At 34.8% G+C, this 17,537-nt stretch carries 14 protein-coding genes and 1 pseudogene; 3 read left to right on the top strand and 12 right to left on the bottom strand.

What is annotated here, in order from left to right; all coding sequences use genetic code 11:
* Nucleotides 1-51: 51 nt before the first annotated feature.
* Complete coding sequence (locus ACP6PK_RS16495) at nt 52-639, bottom strand: hypothetical protein (RefSeq protein WP_426560911.1); 588 nt, start codon at nt 637-639, stop codon at nt 52-54.
* A gap of 978 nt (nt 640-1,617) precedes the next feature.
* Here ACP6PK_RS16495 and ACP6PK_RS16490 point away from each other — a divergent pair.
* Together ACP6PK_RS16490 and ccmS are read left to right on the top strand one after the other, a co-directional pair.
* Entirely contained in the window at nt 1,618-3,408 is a 1,791-nt protein-coding gene (locus tag ACP6PK_RS16490) for an ABC transporter ATP-binding protein (protein WP_426560909.1), read from the top strand.
* A gap of 439 nt (nt 3,409-3,847) precedes the next feature.
* Entirely contained in the window at nt 3,848-4,297 is a 450-nt protein-coding gene (ccmS, locus tag ACP6PK_RS16485) for a beta-carboxysome assembly chaperone CcmS (RefSeq protein WP_426560907.1), read from the top strand.
* A gap of 200 nt (nt 4,298-4,497) precedes the next feature.
* On the opposite strand, the gene ACP6PK_RS16480 is transcribed toward ccmS, so the two are convergent.
* From ACP6PK_RS16480 to ACP6PK_RS16470, 3 genes are all read right to left on the bottom strand, one after another.
* Complete coding sequence (locus ACP6PK_RS16480; RefSeq protein WP_426560905.1) at nt 4,498-5,286, bottom strand: hypothetical protein; 789 nt, start codon at nt 5,284-5,286, stop codon at nt 4,498-4,500.
* 38 nt (nt 5,287-5,324) lie between these two features.
* Nucleotides 5,325-6,314 carry a multicopper oxidase domain-containing protein gene (locus tag ACP6PK_RS16475; protein ID WP_426560903.1) on the bottom strand — a complete coding sequence of 330 codons (990 nt, stop codon included), beginning with the start codon at nt 6,312-6,314 and terminating at the stop codon, nt 5,325-5,327.
* Between the two features lie 176 nt (nt 6,315-6,490).
* Complete coding sequence (locus ACP6PK_RS16470) at nt 6,491-8,530, bottom strand: DNA polymerase III subunit gamma/tau (protein ID WP_426560901.1); 2,040 nt, start codon at nt 8,528-8,530, stop codon at nt 6,491-6,493.
* Nucleotides 8,531-9,277: 747 nt separating this feature from the next.
* On the opposite strand from ACP6PK_RS16470, the gene ACP6PK_RS16465 reads away from it, so the two are divergent.
* Complete coding sequence (locus ACP6PK_RS16465) at nt 9,278-10,147, top strand: hypothetical protein (RefSeq protein WP_246844045.1); 870 nt, start codon at nt 9,278-9,280, stop codon at nt 10,145-10,147.
* Between the two features lie 977 nt (nt 10,148-11,124).
* Here ACP6PK_RS16465 and ACP6PK_RS16460 read toward each other — a convergent pair.
* The 8 genes and pseudogenes from ACP6PK_RS16460 to ACP6PK_RS16425 form a co-directional block, all read right to left on the bottom strand.
* Nucleotides 11,125-11,865 (bottom strand): phycocyanobilin:ferredoxin oxidoreductase, encoded by a 741-nt coding sequence (locus ACP6PK_RS16460; protein WP_426560899.1) that lies wholly within the window; start codon nt 11,863-11,865, stop codon nt 11,125-11,127.
* A 1,776-nt stretch (nt 11,866-13,641) separates the two neighbouring features.
* Nucleotides 13,642-14,223: pseudogene (locus tag ACP6PK_RS16455) on the bottom strand (response regulator); the annotation flags it as partial.
* 295 nt (nt 14,224-14,518) lie between these two features.
* Nucleotides 14,519-15,193, bottom strand: coding sequence for a sensor histidine kinase (locus ACP6PK_RS16450; RefSeq protein WP_426560897.1), 675 nt, complete (start codon nt 15,191-15,193; stop codon nt 14,519-14,521).
* A gap of 37 nt (nt 15,194-15,230) precedes the next feature.
* A complete protein-coding gene (locus ACP6PK_RS16445; protein WP_426560895.1) occupies nt 15,231-15,557 on the bottom strand; it encodes a HAMP domain-containing protein in 327 nt (108 codons plus the stop codon).
* Nucleotides 15,558-15,681: 124 nt separating this feature from the next.
* On the bottom strand, nt 15,682-16,017 hold the full coding sequence (locus ACP6PK_RS16440) for a hypothetical protein (RefSeq protein WP_426560893.1): 336 nt from the start codon (nt 16,015-16,017) through the stop codon (nt 15,682-15,684).
* The gene (locus ACP6PK_RS16435; RefSeq protein ID WP_426560891.1) at nt 16,014-16,151 is read right to left on the bottom strand and encodes a hypothetical protein; all 138 of its coding nucleotides are present in this window, start codon (nt 16,149-16,151) and stop codon (nt 16,014-16,016) included. Before ACP6PK_RS16435 ends, ACP6PK_RS16440 begins: the two co-directional genes overlap by 4 nt.
* Before the next feature lie 6 nt (nt 16,152-16,157).
* Nucleotides 16,158-16,556 (bottom strand): PhnD/SsuA/transferrin family substrate-binding protein, encoded by a 399-nt coding sequence (locus ACP6PK_RS16430; protein ID WP_426560889.1) that lies wholly within the window; start codon nt 16,554-16,556, stop codon nt 16,158-16,160.
* A 17-nt stretch (nt 16,557-16,573) separates the two neighbouring features.
* A complete protein-coding gene (locus ACP6PK_RS16425; RefSeq protein WP_426560940.1) occupies nt 16,574-17,071 on the bottom strand; it encodes a PhnD/SsuA/transferrin family substrate-binding protein in 498 nt (165 codons plus the stop codon).
* Nucleotides 17,072-17,537 lie beyond the last annotated feature (466 nt).

Below are 17,537 nucleotides of genomic sequence, written 5' to 3'. Positions count from 1 at the left end.
ACAATAGAAAGTTTGAAAGAGTATTTGCTCGAAGAAAAAATGATAATAATTCTAATTTGGCTTAAATGAATCTAGAAAAGTTACTACTGCTGCAGCTATTTGATTATCTTTTGCTGTTTCACTCGCACCGATAAGATGCAAGCGTTGACCTACTAAATAAATTCTGAATGTAATAGTTTCGGCGTCATTTTTCAGGATAAATTCTCTACCTGGAATATCTCCTAAATTGTAGGAGCGATCGCTACTTAATTCAAAACCTGTTACATCAACAATTTTCTTTTGAAAGTTGGGCAATATATTTTGTTTATTGGCTAATTGTTTGCTGGTTAAAATATCAGAATAAGCAACTACAAATCTTGCTGATGTTGGATGAGTTGCAAATACTTTAAATTTAATTTTTCCCTTGTCTGTTTCAATAATTTCTGTCTCTTCAGTCATAGTTCCAGCAGGCATCCAGATTGAGAAACCTCCTTCTTTAAAAATAATATTTTGCCACTGTATTTGTCCTGATTCAATTGTTAATATGGGCTGAGGGTTTTGTTGTTCTAGTTGTTTTATTTCTTGCTCCATTTGGAGTCGTCCTTTGTCAAAAAAGTCGGGACGGTTATCTAGAAAACCTTGGGCTTGTATAGTAGCCATACTCTGGTTAGAATTAGATAAATTAGAGTTCCAACTACTAAAAAAGAAGTCAGAAGTCAGAAGGAAGAAGGAAGAAAGAAGGAAGAAAGAAGAAGAAGGCAAAAATCTATTTAATGGTAAACACATAATTTATTTGTTTTATAGCGCTACGCGCTAGGGAATAGGGAATAGGGAATAGGGAATAGTAAACTGTCAAAGGATTTTCCTAGGTCATGCTGCGCAAACAGGATTTAGAAATGTCCTAATCTTTGCTTCGACTGCTATATCAAGTAAAGAATCAGTAAGAAGGAAGAGGAAGGGAAAATCTATTTTTTGTCTCTTGAAACAGAAATTCAAGAATTAAGAATTAAGAATTACCTCTCCTTGAAAAGAAGAGGATTGACGAACAGGAAAATTTTTATTTATTATCCCCTTAAAAGGGGAGGCTTTAAACCACAATATTTCGGTAATAAAACCGAATTGATTAATTATCAATTATCCATTGCTAATGGATAGCTTTAAGAGCAGGGTCTTATTGCTGTTTGCGTAGCATTCCGCAGGAAGAGCTGAGTGCTAATAGCTGTTTACGCAGCATGACCCAGGAAATGTTTACTAATAATTTCATAATTTTTCTAGATTTGAGGATTTTCACGATTGATATATGGTGATTATTTTGGAATATCCATTATAATTACTACCAACTATGTTATATCAATCCTAAATAATTTGTGAAAAAAACTGTAGAGATTTGGTCTTTGTATCCCATTTTTGATGGGGTTTAGAAACCAAACCCCTACGATAAAACATTAAAATTAAGGTATAAAGTCTCTTCTCGACCAAGAGAAGAAAAAATTCCTTGAGCGCCAATCCTTCTATTACAGAAGAGGTAATTATTAATTATTAATTATTAATTATTGAAAGCCTATTTTGGATTGCTATAATAGCTGAATGCTTATTACATTTAGAATATTTTCGTAAAAATTTTATCAGGGGATTACATTGTCAAAAACAACATTTAAACCAAAACATCCTTTTATCCGCTTACTTAACTATGGAGGTAAATATAAAACTCAAATTTGGCAAGCGGTTATCTGTTCAATTTTAAATAAAATTTTTGACCTAGCACCTCCAGTTTTAATCGGTGCAGCAGTAGATGTTGTTGTTAAACAAGAAAATTCTCTAATTGCTCAATGGGGAATTAAAGATATTTTTGGGCAACTTTTGGCTTTGACATTTCTTAGTTTAATTGTTTGGGGATTAGAATCAATTTTTCAATATGCTTATGAGCGACTTTGGCGAAATTTGGCTCAGAATATTCAGCACGATCTACGCATTGAAACTTATAGTCATTTACAAGATTTAGAATTAGCCTATTTTGAAGAACGCAGTACAGGCAATTTAATGGCAATTTTAAATGATGATATTAATCAGCTAGAAAGATTCTTAGATGTAGGAGCAAATGAAATAATTCAAGTTACAGTAACAGTAATAATTATTGGTGGTGCTTTTTTTGTTTTAGCTCCTAGTGTTGCTTGGTGGGCAGTATTACCAATGCCGTTTATTATTTGGGGTTCAATTTGGTTTCAAAAATTTCTTGCTCCTCGTTATGCTGAAGTTCGAGAAAGTGTAAGTTTATTAAGTGGGCAATTATCTAATAATCTTTCAGGAATTACTACAATTAAAAGCTTCACCGCCGAAAATTATGAAGTAGGAAGAATTACCAAAGAAAGTAATGCTTATAAAACCAGTAATAGAAGGGCTATAACTTTTTCTGCTGCTTTTGTACCTCTAATTAGAATTATAATTTTTATCGGTTTTGTGGCAACTTTATTATTAGGTGGATTAGAAGCAGTTGCTGGTAGATTAGCCGTCGGTACTTATAGTGTCATGGTATTTTTAACTCAACGATTATTATGGCCTTTAACTCGTTTAGGGCAAACTCTTGATTTATATCAAAGAAGTATGGCTTCTACTAATCGGGTGATGAATTTATTGGATACTCCGATTACTATTCATCCTGGAGATAAACCTTTATCTGTTGAGTCGGTTAAAGGAGAATTAGAATTAGAAAATGTTACTTTTGCCTATCAGGAAAAATTTCCAGTCGTGCAAAATATTTCCCTGAAAATTCCAGCAGGAAAAACTATTGGAATTGTCGGTTCAACAGGTTCGGGAAAAAGTACGATAGTCAAATTATTACTGAGGTTTTATGAAGCTCAGTCAGGCAAAATAACTCTTGATGGAATAGAGATAAATCAAATTAATTTACAAGATTTACGACGGGCAATAGGTTTAGTAAGTCAGGATGTATTTCTATTTCATGGAACTGTAGCTGAAAATATTAGTTATGGTTCTTTCGATGCGACTTTGCCAGAGATTATTGCAGCAGCTAAAATTGCTGAAGCCGATGATTTTATTAATCAATTACCCCTGGGTTACGATACTATTGTTGGGGAGAGAGGACAGAAATTATCAGGAGGTCAAAGACAACGAATTGCTATTGCTAGGGCGGTGTTAAAAAATCCTCCTATTTTGATACTTGATGAGGCAACTTCAGCAGTGGATAATGAAACTGAAGCAGCTATTCAAAAATCTTTAGAAAAAATCACTCAAAATCGGACAACTATTGCTATTGCTCACCGTCTTTCAACTATCAGAAATGCCGATTGTATTTATGTAATGGAACATGGCAAAATAGTAGAATTTGGTCGCCATGAAGAATTATTAGAAAAATCAGGAATTTATGGTAGTTTATGGCGCGTACAATCTGGTTTAAGATTAGTTAGTTAGTGAGTTTTAGGTTGTTACATTTTATCGTAGGGGTTTGGTCTCCAAACCCAAGCGAAAATGGGATTTGGAAACCAAAAGTTTTTTTCACAAATCATTTATGGTTCTATATAGTATTACTTATGCTTAGTTAGCGAAAATGGGATTTGGAAACCAAACCCCTACAATTTTTTTTCACAAATCATTTATGTTTCTTATATAGTATTACTCATGCTTAATTAGCGAAAATGGGATTTGGAAACCAAACCCCTACAGTTGTTTTTCACAAATCATTTATGATTCCTATATAGCACTACTCATGTTTGGTTAGCGAAAATGGGATTTGGAAACCAAACCCCTACAATTTTTTTACAAATCATTTATGATTCCTATATAGCATTACTCATGCTTAGTATTTGATGACAGTTTGATATTCAACGCTTTTTAACTTTAAATATAAATTATGATGGAATTTAATAATAATCCACCGAATAAAAAATCAAACAATTTGCAACATCAGTTAGATAAATTTGTGAGAGATAATCAAAAAGAATTAGCTGCTTTAGTATGGGGATTAAATTTAGAAAAGGGAGAAACTAATGAAACAATTGGAATTGATTTAAAAGGAAAACCAAAATTTGTATATTGTTCAAAAGCAGCGATAGAAACATTAAACCGAAATGTTGATGGAAAAATTCAGGAAATTTTAGGTTTAATAGATGGTTATAAACCAGAATTAGAAGTATTAATGATTGCTATTGGAGATGGTCAAATTAAATTAGTTTACTTCCAACCAGAAATATCTCCACCTAATTGTTTTGAGGAGTTGGGTAAGAATGTTGATGCTTTATTAGAAATATTAGAAACAAGATTGGGCGAGTCTATTTTCTTCAGTAGGGGAGCGGGGGAGTAGGGGAGTAGGGGACAAGTAAAGATAATAGAGATAATTCGTATAGCCCAAGTTGATTAAATTGGTATACAGCGGTTTTCATCTGGGTATGCCAGAAAGTAAGGACGTTGCATGCAACGTCCTTACAGGGTTATCATTTTTTTAATGTGGTTCACTAACCTGAAAACTGGTGCAACTGATAACTGATAACTGAAATGAACTACTTATCCTACTTTTTCACTATTTTGTTTAATTTCCTCAATTAGCTTTGATACTTTAGCAGGTTCCATTGCTGCTGTTTCAGGAGCTAAAGCAGACGGCCAAGCCTTTTTCAATTCTGTCATATTTGCTTGTATTTTCCTATCAATATTAGAATATTTACTCCCCATTGTATCAGCTATATTTTTGTATAGAATCTCTGCATAATCAACAAATCCTCGTGAGTCTTGATACTCAATAACTTCCACAATCTTTCCATCAAGAATTCCTGCTTCATATTCTGCTCCAGCAGTTTCTAATAATCCATTAATTACTTGTAATACAAATTCTGGCTTTTGACGCTCTTGATTAGGTAAATTTGAAATTGCTCCATCAATCTCTAGCAGAGTTTGTTGATACATACTATTAAATTTATTTGTATCTTTAGCACCCGCTTTGACCAAATCATGCAAATTATTTAAGGTATTCTTGAACTGCTTAACACCCCGATCATTTAACTCATTTTCAATATCTATATACAATTCTTCTACAGGATGACCAAAATGAGGTTCTGCCTGCTTTGCTTCTTTGGCTACAATTAATTCTTCTCCTACTAATAAATGCCCTTTCATTAATGCCAAGTTAGTCATATAGTCAATATCTTTACTTTCAGGAGAAACGGCAATACTTGGAGTGCCTAAAAGCATAGAATTATTACTCACAGTTGCCTGAATATTAGGATTAAAAACTATAGCTAATACAGTAGCAATAAATCCCACAAAAAAATAACGTAAAGCACTGTTAATTTTCATCATAATAACCTCATAATCAAGTTGACAAGTTGCTAATTTTTTTAAGTTTGAGGCAAAACCTCAAAGAAACCCATACAACCACTTTCTGCGATCGCATCTTGGTGCGGATGGAACATATATTTACCTGGAAAGGGATAGGAAAATTCCAGAATATGCCTTTCCGAAGTTCCCATAGTAATAACATCTGTTTCCTGCCATGGTTTAAGAGTCATTCCAGTAGGATAAACCTGGAAAAAATTTGCATGAATATGAAATGTTGCAGCAGGATCGAACTCAATAATATTTAATATATACAAACGCACCAGTTGATTTTGCTGTATCGGTATTGGATGAGTTTTGTAATAGTTTGGCAAACCATTAAAAGCATAAAGCTCATTTTTGCCATCATTGTTAGTGTCATAACCTGCCATTACTAATACGATCTCATCAGCAGGTGGACGACCTTCGGGAGGATCGACAATAAACATACCGTACAACCCTTTGCTAATATGACGAGTCACTGGAGCAATATGGCAATGATAAAGATGAATGCCAAAAGGTTGAGCATCAAATTCATAAACAGTTGTTTTGCCATGACGCACTGGTCTTACTCCATCTGCTTCTGCTGGATGAATACCATGAAAGTGCATACTGTGAGCGTGACCACCTTCATTATCAAAAAGAATTCTCACTCGTTCCCCCGCTGTTGCTCTCAATGTTGGCCCAGGAACACGACCATTATAGTTCCAACTAATCATGGATACTGCTTGATTTAGTTGTAATTTAGAATTAATTGCTTTAATTTGAAATTCTCTGATTTTGCGACCGTTTTCTTCTTTGATAATACCATAATCAAAATCCCGCAAAGCATTCATAGGATCTAGTTCTATGGCATCTATGGCTGCCTGGGCATTGAGTGATGACGACAATAAAGGTAAAATATATTGAGTAGTGATGCCAGCTAAAGTGACACCAGTACCAGCTATTCCTAGCTTTAGGAATTGCCGTCTGTTCCAAAATGCTGATTTTTCTGGCTTTGGGGGATTGGCCATAGTTCTATCTAAATTATTGAGAACTTTTTTTGATAAATTAAGAATTAGTATATAGCTTATTTAAGTTTTTTGTCAATATAAATCGGGAGTAGGCTGAAAGAACAGAGAAATAAGAGTGCAATAATTAATTTTATTTTTATTATTGGAGATATCTATATTAATCTAGAAGAATCAGATTAAAATTCAACATCATCATCCAAATCTATATCTTCATTTTCTTCTGCTTCATCTATACCAACATTACTATTTTCAGACTCAACAATTTGAGAATCAATAGATACTTCTAAAGACTCAGATGTGGCAGGTAAATCAGTTTTATCTAATAATTTAATTGATTCTATATCTACTATTTTTCCCTGAAAAAAATCAACTATCCGACCAGTAGCGATCGCCACAGTCTGTCTTTCTTTTTCAGGATATTTTTCCTGTTCCACCGCATCATTCAACTGTGGCTTAGACAGGGAAAACTCTGGAATAATTTTGTTTTCTTTCTGGGAGTTTATCAGATCGGATAGTGGAGAAATTTCTGGTTCATCTTCTGAAGTTTCATCATCATAATTAGAAGTTTCCGGTTCTCTATCAGATTGAGTTTCTTGATTGTATCTTCTAGTCGTATTGGGATAATTTGTATTTCTATTTTGAGGAGGATTATTATGATGAGAATTAGCTACCTCTATTTTTACCTTGATTTGCCTATGAAAAACTTTTGCAAAAGCATCTTCAATTTCAGAAGCTCTGTCAGATATTTTTTTTACCCAAGTTTGAAAGAGAATACCTATACGAGCTACTTCACCATTAAAACTTAGTAATTTTGCATTTTGTTGAAAAAGCTGTTGAGTACCAATTTTTTTAATCTCAGCAAGTACCCGTTGCCAAATTTCTGCCAAATTATGTTCTTCAGCATTAATATTAACAGCTTCCGAACTAACTAAATTTTCCTCACTTTTAGGAACAGGAGGAATTTCTTTTGCCTCCGATATTTTTGGTTCCGGTGGTTGAGAAACAGGTAGTTTTGATTTTACTTGGGGCGAAGTTTTTGGAGTAGTTTTAACCGGAATATTATTACTTGTTTGTCTAGTTATTTGTTGTTGAGATAAATGTTCAACTATTACTCTTGAACTTACCAATGCAGAAGGCAATAACCCTAATAAAGTTACCTCCAACCATAAACGAGGTTGAGTAGTATTTTTAATTTGTACTTCCGATGTTTGTAAATGCTTTTGACCAGCTAAAATAGTTCCAATTTCCCACTCTTGAGAAAATTGACAAAGCTGCTCCCAAGTAGGTTTTGTCAACGCCACTAAATTTTCACTTGTCGGTGCTGTTTTTGCTATTAATAAATCTCGATAAAACCCTGCCAAATTTTGCAATACAATAATTGGTTCCCTACCCCGATCCATAATTTGCCGAGTACATTCCAATACCTTAGTCGAATCATCTGAGGCGATCGCTTCTAACAGTAACATTAAATCTCGTTCCGGCACCGCTCCCACTAGATCCCAAACTCGTTCAACAGAAATTTCACCCGCCAACAAACTCAACTGATCTAACAAACTCTCTGCATCTCGTAACCCACCCTGAGCAATTTGAGCTACCATTTGTATTGCTTCCATTGTAATATCAATTTTTTCCGTCGTAGCAATATGATCTAAGTGGTTTACCATTGCTTCCAGGGGAATTCTGCGAAAATCAAAACGTTGGCAACGGGAGATAATAGTTGCTAATACCCTCTGGGGGTCTGTAGTAGCAAGGATGAAGACCACTCGCTCTGGTGGTTCCTCCAAAGTTTTCAGCAAAGCATTAAAAGCGGACACCGACAACATGTGGACTTCATCTATCACATATACTTTATAGCGACACTGCACCGGAGCGAATTGCGCCCTTTCAATTAATTCCCTAATATTGTCCACACCAGTGTTGCTAGCAGCATCAATTTCTATCACGTCCAGAGTTGACCCTTTTGTAATTCCTACACAAACATCACAAGAACCACAGGGACTAGGTGTCGGGTGGTCATGGTTAAGACAATTGAGAGATTTAGCAAAAATCCGAGCGCTCGACGTTTTCCCTGTACCTCTAGGTCCTGTGAATAAATATGCTGGAGCGATCCGTTGAGTATCAATGGCATTAGTCAGAGTTTGGGCGATCGCGTCTTGACCCACTAAGTCTGCGAAGGTCTGAGGACGATATTTATGATGGAGAGGTTCGTAGGCCACAATTAGGAATAAGAATTATTTCGGATATGTAGTCGAGCTGCAAGTGATAATCAATACAGCTTTACTAGATTTTATTCAGTATAAATACTTTTATATTTCAAGAAATATTTGAAAATTTGTATATTTTATTGAACTTATGTTAAGCAATATGTCTAGAGATTATAAAATACTAACTCAAAGATTCAAAATATCTTAGGTAATTTTTTACAATCAAATCAAATTAATGCAGGTCTAGTTTATAGGATAGTTATTAAATTATGAACTAATTTTGACCTAAGTAGCATTAATAGCCGTTATTTTTTGATTAACTTAGTATAAAACTTCTGAAAATTTTCAGGGTATTAATTTTGATGAGACTGTAGGACTTATTCAGGATTACACAATCAATTCATACCTTAGAGGCCATCAAGTCAACTTATCTGAGAGTGTATATTGTACCTATAGCTGTGGTTATTTTCAACAACCTATAATTTTTAGGCCAATCAATAGCTTCAACTACCTACAAATATATACAAGTATAACTATCAGGTATTTATGCTGAAAACATTAACTACTAATTCTCACCTTAAAATCCCTGTAAATTCATTGTTAAATTTTCTGTAGAGATGATTTTGACTAAGAAATAAGGTCAATAGCCTTCCCTTTCCAGGGGATAAAAAAGGAAATTTCGGATTTTCTTGCCTCTTGCTCCAGCCAGAGGTATTGATAACTGATAACTGATAACTGATAACTCCTGATATAACTGAAATGACACCAATTATTGTCGTGGAACCAAAGTTAGCCCAAGCTTCCCCAGCACCACAACCAAATTTACCAAAAGGAGAATATATTTGGATGGGTGCATCTGGATTATTGTTAGTATTGCTGATTATTTTAGGTATATTTCACCAAACAAAAATGAAGCAATTTAATAAGAAACTTAGTGTAGAAGAATTTAGAAATAAAGACCTCCAGCAAAAGTATAAATTAGCTGTAGGAACTATATCGAAAATGGAAAAAAATCCTGACCTAATCCATTCACGAGATTTTAACTTAGACTACTTAAGAATGCGAATGGCAGAGGAAGTTTTCCACTTTGCTATTGTTAACCAAATTAAGGTAAAAGTCAAACAACAAATTAGTGTTGCACTGCGCCCTACTCAAGCAGCAGTAGGAGAAAAACCCAATCCAAGTGGGCGACAAGTTGATTCGATGTTTGAGGTAGAATATGAGACCGGAGAAGTGGGAAAAGACCTGAAAAAAAGAGTATTATTTCGGGTATCAATCAAACTAACAAAATTACCAACTCAGGCAACTTCTCAAACTATTATTCAAATAATTGATTGTTTAGAAACCTATCTTAGTCCTAGTGATGACCATGATAATTGGACTCCTACAATTCAAGGTCGAATTGTACATATTGATTGGGATCAAAAAGCTAAACCAACACCTATGTTGGTACTAGAACAATCTCATGATGGAGTTCTATTTCGTACTAACAGACCTACAGCTAAAAGTGCTACTCCACCACCACCAAAACCACCCGCACCTAAAAAGAATGTCACGAAAGGAGCAACAAAACAATCTACGAGGGGCAAAACAAAAGGTTTAACTAAAGGCGCAAAAATTCAGAAATAATTCAAAAATGAGAAAGAAAACTCTATAAATAAATGCTATGGTAATACCCGATATTTTTAGCTGTTGGGAAATTTATTAACGATGTTTTTTGCGAAAAGTAAAATTATTCTAGTCAAAAATATTGACCTCTTTTCTATGTAGCAGTATTAATTTCCTTGCTGGTATTTAATTTTTTTTTCGGTTAATTTATTTAATTGTTGTTAAATATACCTGTTTTAACAGATAGATATCTTCTATATTTAACTATCCGATAGGTAACATTTAAAATGGGATAATCGTAGTTCACAAGTAATATAGTTGTGTTTTCTGTATCTAGCTAAATTTTGCATAACTTTAACTATATTTTTACTAGATTTACTGTCTAAAATTGCCGTGGGTTCATCTACATAATACTAATTCAGTTTAAATATTTCACCAATAGTTTCAAACTACATAAGTGAAATAATTTCCTGAAATTACTGAGCGCTTCAAAGTTTTGAACCTATACACTATTACTTTTAACTTTTAACTTTTAACTTCTGTGAAACGGTAGAACTTAGATTTACTGACTAAAGCATAAGCAATTGTCACCCTTTGCTTTTGTGTGCCAGATAAATTATTAGGGTAGTAATCTACTATTTCTCCTAATCCTACTACTTATAAATAATTCCAAACAGAAATTGGTAGCAAATATTTATCCAAATAGAATAAGAACAGTTAAAACTTAAAGATTAGGAATAATTTTACATACTTTGTACTGATACTTTAAAAAATATCTGCTGGGTCAACCTGTTGTAATTTACCCATCGCCTTACCTCTCCACAGACAACACATCAACTATTGGGAGTAAATCTTGTCAGGTAGGTGCATTAAAATATAAACCGCGCATTGAGAGGTTGAGATATCCCGCGCTGTCTCATGTATAGCAGCGTCGGGAAAATATCAAATCTCTAAATTTGATAACAACTCAAAAAAAATATTCGTAATTTTCTCTCTAATCAATAATCCGGGCTATCAAATAATACAGTAGTTAAATAATAATCTGTCCATTCTCGCCCAAAAGCTTTTTCCAATACTCGACGAGTTTTGTCGTTTTGTCTCTGTTGAGTGGAATAATGGCCTTGAGCCTTAAGAATCTCAAGTTGTTGTTCTGGAGTAACTGGTTTTTGGGCGATCGCTTGTTGGCAATGTATTTCTAGGTAAGATTCCACTATAGATATAAATTTTTGTTCTTCCTCTAAACCAGTTGGTCGTATAAATAGACAAAATTCAGAAAATATTTCCCCCCATTCTGGGAGTTCCCGAGGATGAGAAAATTCTTTTGTTGGTAAAGTTTTCAGTTGACTATTATAGACTTCTGGTAGTTTTCTGTCTTGGCTTAAGGGTGATAGATCGACTACTGCTGCACTTATTTGGCCCCTAGCCCCCACTAAATCTGTTCCAAACATAGGTAGGGCATAACTTGTTCTCGGAAACATAACACAGTGCAATATATCTAGGTTTTGGCCTATTGTTGCTAGTTCTAGATGTAACTTGCGAAACTGGGGAGTTTGATAGCATTTGTTTTCAATTGTTAGTTTTTCCCCTTCCAGACGGCCTTCTACATAACCTAACTCTGCTGGTAGGTAATATGGTTCTAGGTCTAGGTAGCGCTGCCAAACTGCTTCTATGGTGTCTGCTAGTTGGCATACTAAGGGATTTTGTTGTTCTCGTATGGATGGAATTGATGTTTTTAACATTCTCTTTATGGGCCAGTTAATTGGGGTCTTGTTATATTAACTTTTTTTAGATTTTAGATAATTGGTTGATTAGTAATTAGTAGTTTATATATTATTAGAATCCCACAATTGTGTCTTAAATTTTTCAAGTTCAAAATTATAAGCCAAAAGTCAAAAGTCCAAAAGCCAAAAGTCTAAATTCAAGTTTACGGCTATATCTAGTAAATAGTAAATGAACATTGACAGTTATTAAGAATATTGCGATCGCCATTTAACATATAACGGTTGTTTAATTGATATTTTTTTCAATTCTTAACATTGTTGTTCTTATATTTTCCTAAATACTAAATTATCTCCTAATAAGAGTTTCATTCAAGTTTTTCTTATATGGTAAATGCAACTAAAATTTAATCTAGATTTACAATATCAAAAGTGTTGAATACTTATTAAGTGAAGTTTAATTACATTAACTTGCATACTTGATGAATAGTGCTAAATTAAAAATATAGAAGAAGTAAATAAACTTCTTTGACAGATGCACAAGAGTTGAAATGATAACTAAGGAGGTAACAAAAAAACTGTTTAATCCATTGATCATCTGTCTGTTCAGACACCAACAGCAACCAACATTGGTTGATATTTCCTCAAGTTGTTTTAGGGGAGCAATGAACTCAAATTTTTGAAAGAGTCTAACTCTATTTCACCTTTAATCATATAGAGGAAATCACTCAGCTAAGGAGGTAAACAAAGCTGTTCCATTTTAAGTCTGTCTCAATACGAAACCAGAATAACACCCATTTAAAAAGCGAATACTTCCTACTAATAATATCAGGAATACTACAGTAAATTTAACACTGTGTAATTCCAAGACCTGAAGAGGAAAAGAGGAAGTAATGTAGTTAGTCTAGATGGGTGTTGTTCTATGAAAAAGACTGCTTAACAACAACAATATTATTGTGACATTAAATTGAAAATAATCAAATTTTTCATGTCAATAATTAAAAAGTAAAGTTTAGTAAAGTTTCCTTGTAATAATTAGGAAAAATGTTAGATTAGTAATTGAAGCAGTAAAGCTTCAAATATTCATAACCTCATCTTCTTAGCAAGAAGGTAAAACTTCAAGAAGGGTGCTAAAGCCAAAGGCACAAGTATTTCTTGAGAAACCAACAGGTTGTTATCAACCTTGATTTTCGGTTAAGCCGTTAATATACAAATAAGGAGGAAAAAACAACACTGCTAAGTCTAGTTATCTGTCTGATTCAAAGAACAGGAACTCCTTTGTCAGTAGCTAATATTTTCTCAAGTTTGAATAGTATTGGGAGTAAAAATTATCAAGTTTATGGTTGAGTTTAACTCCATTTCAAATTTAGTAAAATAGAGGAAATAATTTTAGCAACTCAGGAGGTTAAAACTCTGTTAAATCCAAGAAAATCTGTCTCGTTAAATACTCAAAAGCAACACCTAGATAGAAAACTGATATTTCCTTAATTGGTAAAAAGGGAGCAACGTAACTAAGGTTCATAGCTTAGTACATCTCCAGAGATAATCCAAAAATGGAAGGAAGTCACTCAGTGAGTAAGGCTTAGGTGTTGTTTTTTGATGTTTATGAACTAACTGATAATTAATAATTACCTATAATTAAAACCTTAAGGGAATTGAATATAAGGAAATATCTTAGCACTTTTTTTGACCTTGAAAGAGGAGGCTAATAAAGCTGAATTATTTAATTAATAATTATTAATTATTCGGTCAAAATTGTTAATTTTATTTCTTTAATTAATTTAATTAAAAATTTTACAAGAAGTCTATCATGTGATTGAGGTTAGCATAAATAAAGTTAACAGGGTTATTAATTTCATGGGCAACTCCTGCAACTAACTGTCCTAGAGCTGCCATTTTTTCTGATTGCACTAGCTGAACTTGGGACTGCTGCACCTGCTGTAAAGCTTGTTTTAGTTCTGCTGTACGTTCGGTTACTTGATATTCTAACTTTTCCGTGAGGTGGTATAATTTTAATTGTGTTTTCACGCGGGCAATTAATTCTGCTTCCTGAAATGGTTTAGTTACATAATCAACTGCTCCTAAACTAAGTCCCTTAACTTTATCAGTGGTATCGCTAAGAGCAGTCATAAAAATTATGGGTATATTTTGAGTTATCTTAGAAGCTTTGAGACGACGACAAGTTTCAAAACCATCAATACCAGGCATCATTACATCAAGCAGAATCAAACTAGGTACACTTAATTCTGCTTGACTAATAGCCAATTCACTATCAGTGGCGATCGCTACTTCAAAGTCAGCATCACTTAAAGCTTCTGAAAGAACTGCTAAGTTAGCAGGAGTATCATCTACCACTAAAATTAAATCAGAATTGTCCATAATTTAGCTCTTTTTTTTTAATATTATTATTACGCGATTTATAATACCAGTTTGATAAATTTTTGCTACAAATATTGAGGTTATCCTGCACAGAGACACCTAATTTTCAGCTCTTTATGCACGGTTCGGTGAAAAATCAAAAAGTTAGGATTTTGGACGCATAGTTGAGCAAAAAAATTACTCCCGTACGGACGTTTTGCTAACGCAAAGCTCCGCTAACGCTGCGCGACATGTTTGCGCAGCATTCCGGAACGGAAAACGCATTTTTGCCTGTGCAACGTCCCTACCTACTCCCCTACTCCCTACTACCTACTCCTAATTCACTTGTAACTTCAATCTCACTTCCCATAAGACTAACAATATTATGAGTAATAGTAAGTCCTAGTCCAGTTCCTTCAGCGTGTCGTTTCCCCTCACCAACTTGTTCAAAAGGTTGGAAAATTTTTTCTAAAGAATCTGGACTCATGCCAATTCCTGTATCATTAATCTGGAAGCGGAGTCTGACGTTATCTTCAGATGTTGGGTATTCAGTTTGTTTTTGTGCTGCCATAGAATCAATTACCTCTACCTTCAATATCACTTTACCTTTTTCAGTAAATTTAGCAGCATTTCCTAATAAATTAATTAGTACCTGACGCAATCTTTTCGGATCGGTAAAAATACCTTCTGGTAAATTAGGATCTGGTAGATAAACAAAATCAACGCCTTTTTTTTCCGTCCGAATGCGAATAATTTCCCCTATTCCTTGGAGAAAAGATGGTAAATGAATTGGTTGCAGTTGCAATTCTAGTTTGCGAGCTTCAATTTTGGAGATATCCAGGATGTCATTAATCAGGGTGAGCAAATGAGAACCACACTGATGAATAATCTTAATTCCTTTTTTTTCCTTTTCTCCCCAGGTTTGGGAACGATTGAGAATTTCAGCATAACCCAGAATCCCGTTAAGGGGGGTGCGGAGTTCATGGCTCATATTAGCTAAAAATTCACTTTTAGCCTGATTAGCAGCATCAGCAGCTTGTCACTTCTGTTCCAATGAACTGTAAGTAAGATTCAGCTAACTTAACCCCCATTTGATTAAATTCTTGAGCTAATTTCTCAATTTCATCACCAGTCTGAATTTGGAAACGATAACATAAATCCCCCATTCCTAATTTTGCTGCACCAATTTGCAGGGTTTGAATCGAGCGAATTACCGGTAACAGTGTTAGGGAAAACTGACCAATAAAAATCAACAACACTACCCCAATTAAGCAGTAGGTGACAATAGTTGCATTGCGCTTAAATTGCATCGCAGCTTTTTGGGTAACAGCATCTTGTTGCCGTACTTCCTCCACCAATAAATTGAGAAATAGTAGAATATCATCCTCGAATGAGTTAATAGCTTTGACATCTTGCTTGATCCGAAAAGTAGAATAATCTTGATCTTGTACAATTCTATTAACTAAGCGGACAAGAAATTCATGACGACGGCCTACTACTTCCGTTTTTTTTAGATTCTGGTGTTAACTCTTTGATCTCTTCCAAACTGGTCAAAAAATTTGACATCTCTTGCTGATCGGTGTTCATATAAACAACACTCCGATCAAGCAAAAGATAGTCTTTCAGCGTGGAAGTTTGCTTTTCTAGAGAAAGCTTAAGCTCTTGACTTTTACGAACTGCTTGATTAGTACGATCGCGGGTTTGCTCTATAGATTTTTCTATCTGTCTAATCAAGAGTGTACTACCTCCGAGTAAAGCAGCTACTAATCCCACAGAAATTGCTGTTGAAGCAATAAATTTAGTCAGAATCTTCATTTTTCGGGTACTGTTGTAGACTTCAGACGGGTGTAGATTTGTCGTATTTCTTCAAAGTCTGCATCTTTACCCAAGGTATAACCAGCAGATTCAGTGCCACTTACATCTACAACACCTACGGGAGCATCTATCAAAGCTTCTTAGAGTTGCTTAATAACTTCTGGTGCGAACTTCTTGGTATTGATAACTATGGGGGGGGAAGGTATGGGGTTTGACTCCCAGATAACTTGATAATTAGCATCTAGTTTTCCCGATTTTTGACTCCGCAGGAAAGATGCCTTATCGTTAGTGACTGCATCTACCACATCATCTGCTAAATTTTGTGTGGCTTTATCGTGACTGCCAGAATAACGAATTTTAGCAAAATCTCTTGTGGGATCGATACCCGCAGTTTCCAAGCCATTCATCGGTATAAGGAACCCAGAAGTGGAAGATGGACTAACAAAAGCAAAGCGTTTACCTTTTAAATCTTGCAGAGTTTTAATATTTTTGGTAGTATTTGCAACTATAACGCTAGTATACCAAGGTCTGCCACTCACTCTATCTATAGGTATAACTAACGGTTTATAGCAACAGCCAGGGCGATTAGGACATAGACTGATGATGAATCAAAGACCACGGAAACACTTTTCCCACTGTTCCCTGTTCCCTGTTCCCTGTCCCCTGCTATAATATTAGGGTTGCCTTCGTTGGCTTTGATATAGGTAAGAGCTGCTAAATATGCCATATCTACCTCTTCTTTAACAATCAAATCAACTGCTTCTGCATAATTTTTCGTAATTTGGAAATTAACCGGACGTTTGAGAATAGTTTCTAGATATTCAGCTAAAGGTTGTAATTTTTCTTCTTGCTTTTCAGGACTTTGCCAAGGAAGCAGCGCTACCGTTAAAGTATTGCTTATAGAAGGATTAGAGGAGGAAATTTGTTCACTTTCAGAAGATTCGTTAGAAGAAGTTGAACTGCAACTAATAGCGATCGTACTGATACATAACAGTAAGCTAAATACCAATGAATATCTGAGAAAGCGATGGTTTGGCCACAAAATAAACTTCATCAATACAACCTCTTTGATAATTTTGGAAACTGAGTCTTTTCAAGCTTGATGCTTTTAATTTATCATATTGCGATTCTTTGTTTAAGTAGCCCAGGGTAATAAAATGTCACTTTGAATAGCTGTCATTGCAACCAAAGGGAAGTAATATAGAATCCGGTTGAATAGTCGTCCGCAGCGACGAAGCGGAAGCAATCTCCGCGCACCCCTGAGATTGCTATCCGTTCCGGAATTCTCCGCAAACCTTCCACTCCGTTCCAGTCGCTGCGGACGCAGGCTATAGTAATTATCCGGATTTTATATACAGCACTTTTCATTTGAGTAGACCACTGTAGGGACGTTCCATGGAACGTCCCTACAAGGTTTTGGTTGTGACGATGTGGTTTATCAATCTGAAAAGCGCTGTAATCTCAAAAGCTTGGGATTGCTTCCTTCCACTCCGTTCCAGTCGCTGCGGACGCAGGCTATA

The sequence above is a fragment of the Dapis hubbardiae BLCC-M172 genome (assembly GCF_050016015.1).
Taxonomy (GTDB): Bacteria; Cyanobacteriota; Cyanobacteriia; order Cyanobacteriales; family Microcoleaceae; genus Trichodesmium.
Note: the sequence above shows the minus strand (reverse complement) of the source record. Positions and strands in the feature narration are given on the sequence as shown.

Bases quoted from the DNA above. Each gene is read 5' to 3' on its own strand.
- ACP6PK_RS16495 (WP_426560911.1), bottom strand. From the start codon at position 639: ATGGCTACTATACAAGCCCAAGGTTTTCTAGATAACCGTCCCGACTTT.
- ccmS (WP_426560907.1), top strand. From the start codon at position 3,848: ATGATGGAATTTAATAATAATCCACCGAATAAAAAATCAAACAATTTG.
- ACP6PK_RS16480 (WP_426560905.1), bottom strand. From the start codon at position 5,286: ATGATGAAAATTAACAGTGCTTTACGTTATTTTTTTGTGGGATTTATT.
- ACP6PK_RS16475 (WP_426560903.1), bottom strand. From the start codon at position 6,314: ATGGCCAATCCCCCAAAGCCAGAAAAATCAGCATTTTGGAACAGACGG.
- ACP6PK_RS16465 (WP_246844045.1), top strand. From the start codon at position 9,278: ATGACACCAATTATTGTCGTGGAACCAAAGTTAGCCCAAGCTTCCCCA.
- ACP6PK_RS16460 (WP_426560899.1), bottom strand. From the start codon at position 11,865: ATGTTAAAAACATCAATTCCATCCATACGAGAACAACAAAATCCCTTA.
- ACP6PK_RS16450 (WP_426560897.1), bottom strand. From the start codon at position 15,193: ATGAGCCATGAACTCCGCACCCCCCTTAACGGGATTCTGGGTTATGCT.
- ACP6PK_RS16440 (WP_426560893.1), bottom strand. From the start codon at position 16,017: ATGAAGATTCTGACTAAATTTATTGCTTCAACAGCAATTTCTGTGGGA.
- ACP6PK_RS16425 (WP_426560940.1), bottom strand. From the start codon at position 17,071: ATGAAGTTTATTTTGTGGCCAAACCATCGCTTTCTCAGATATTCATTG.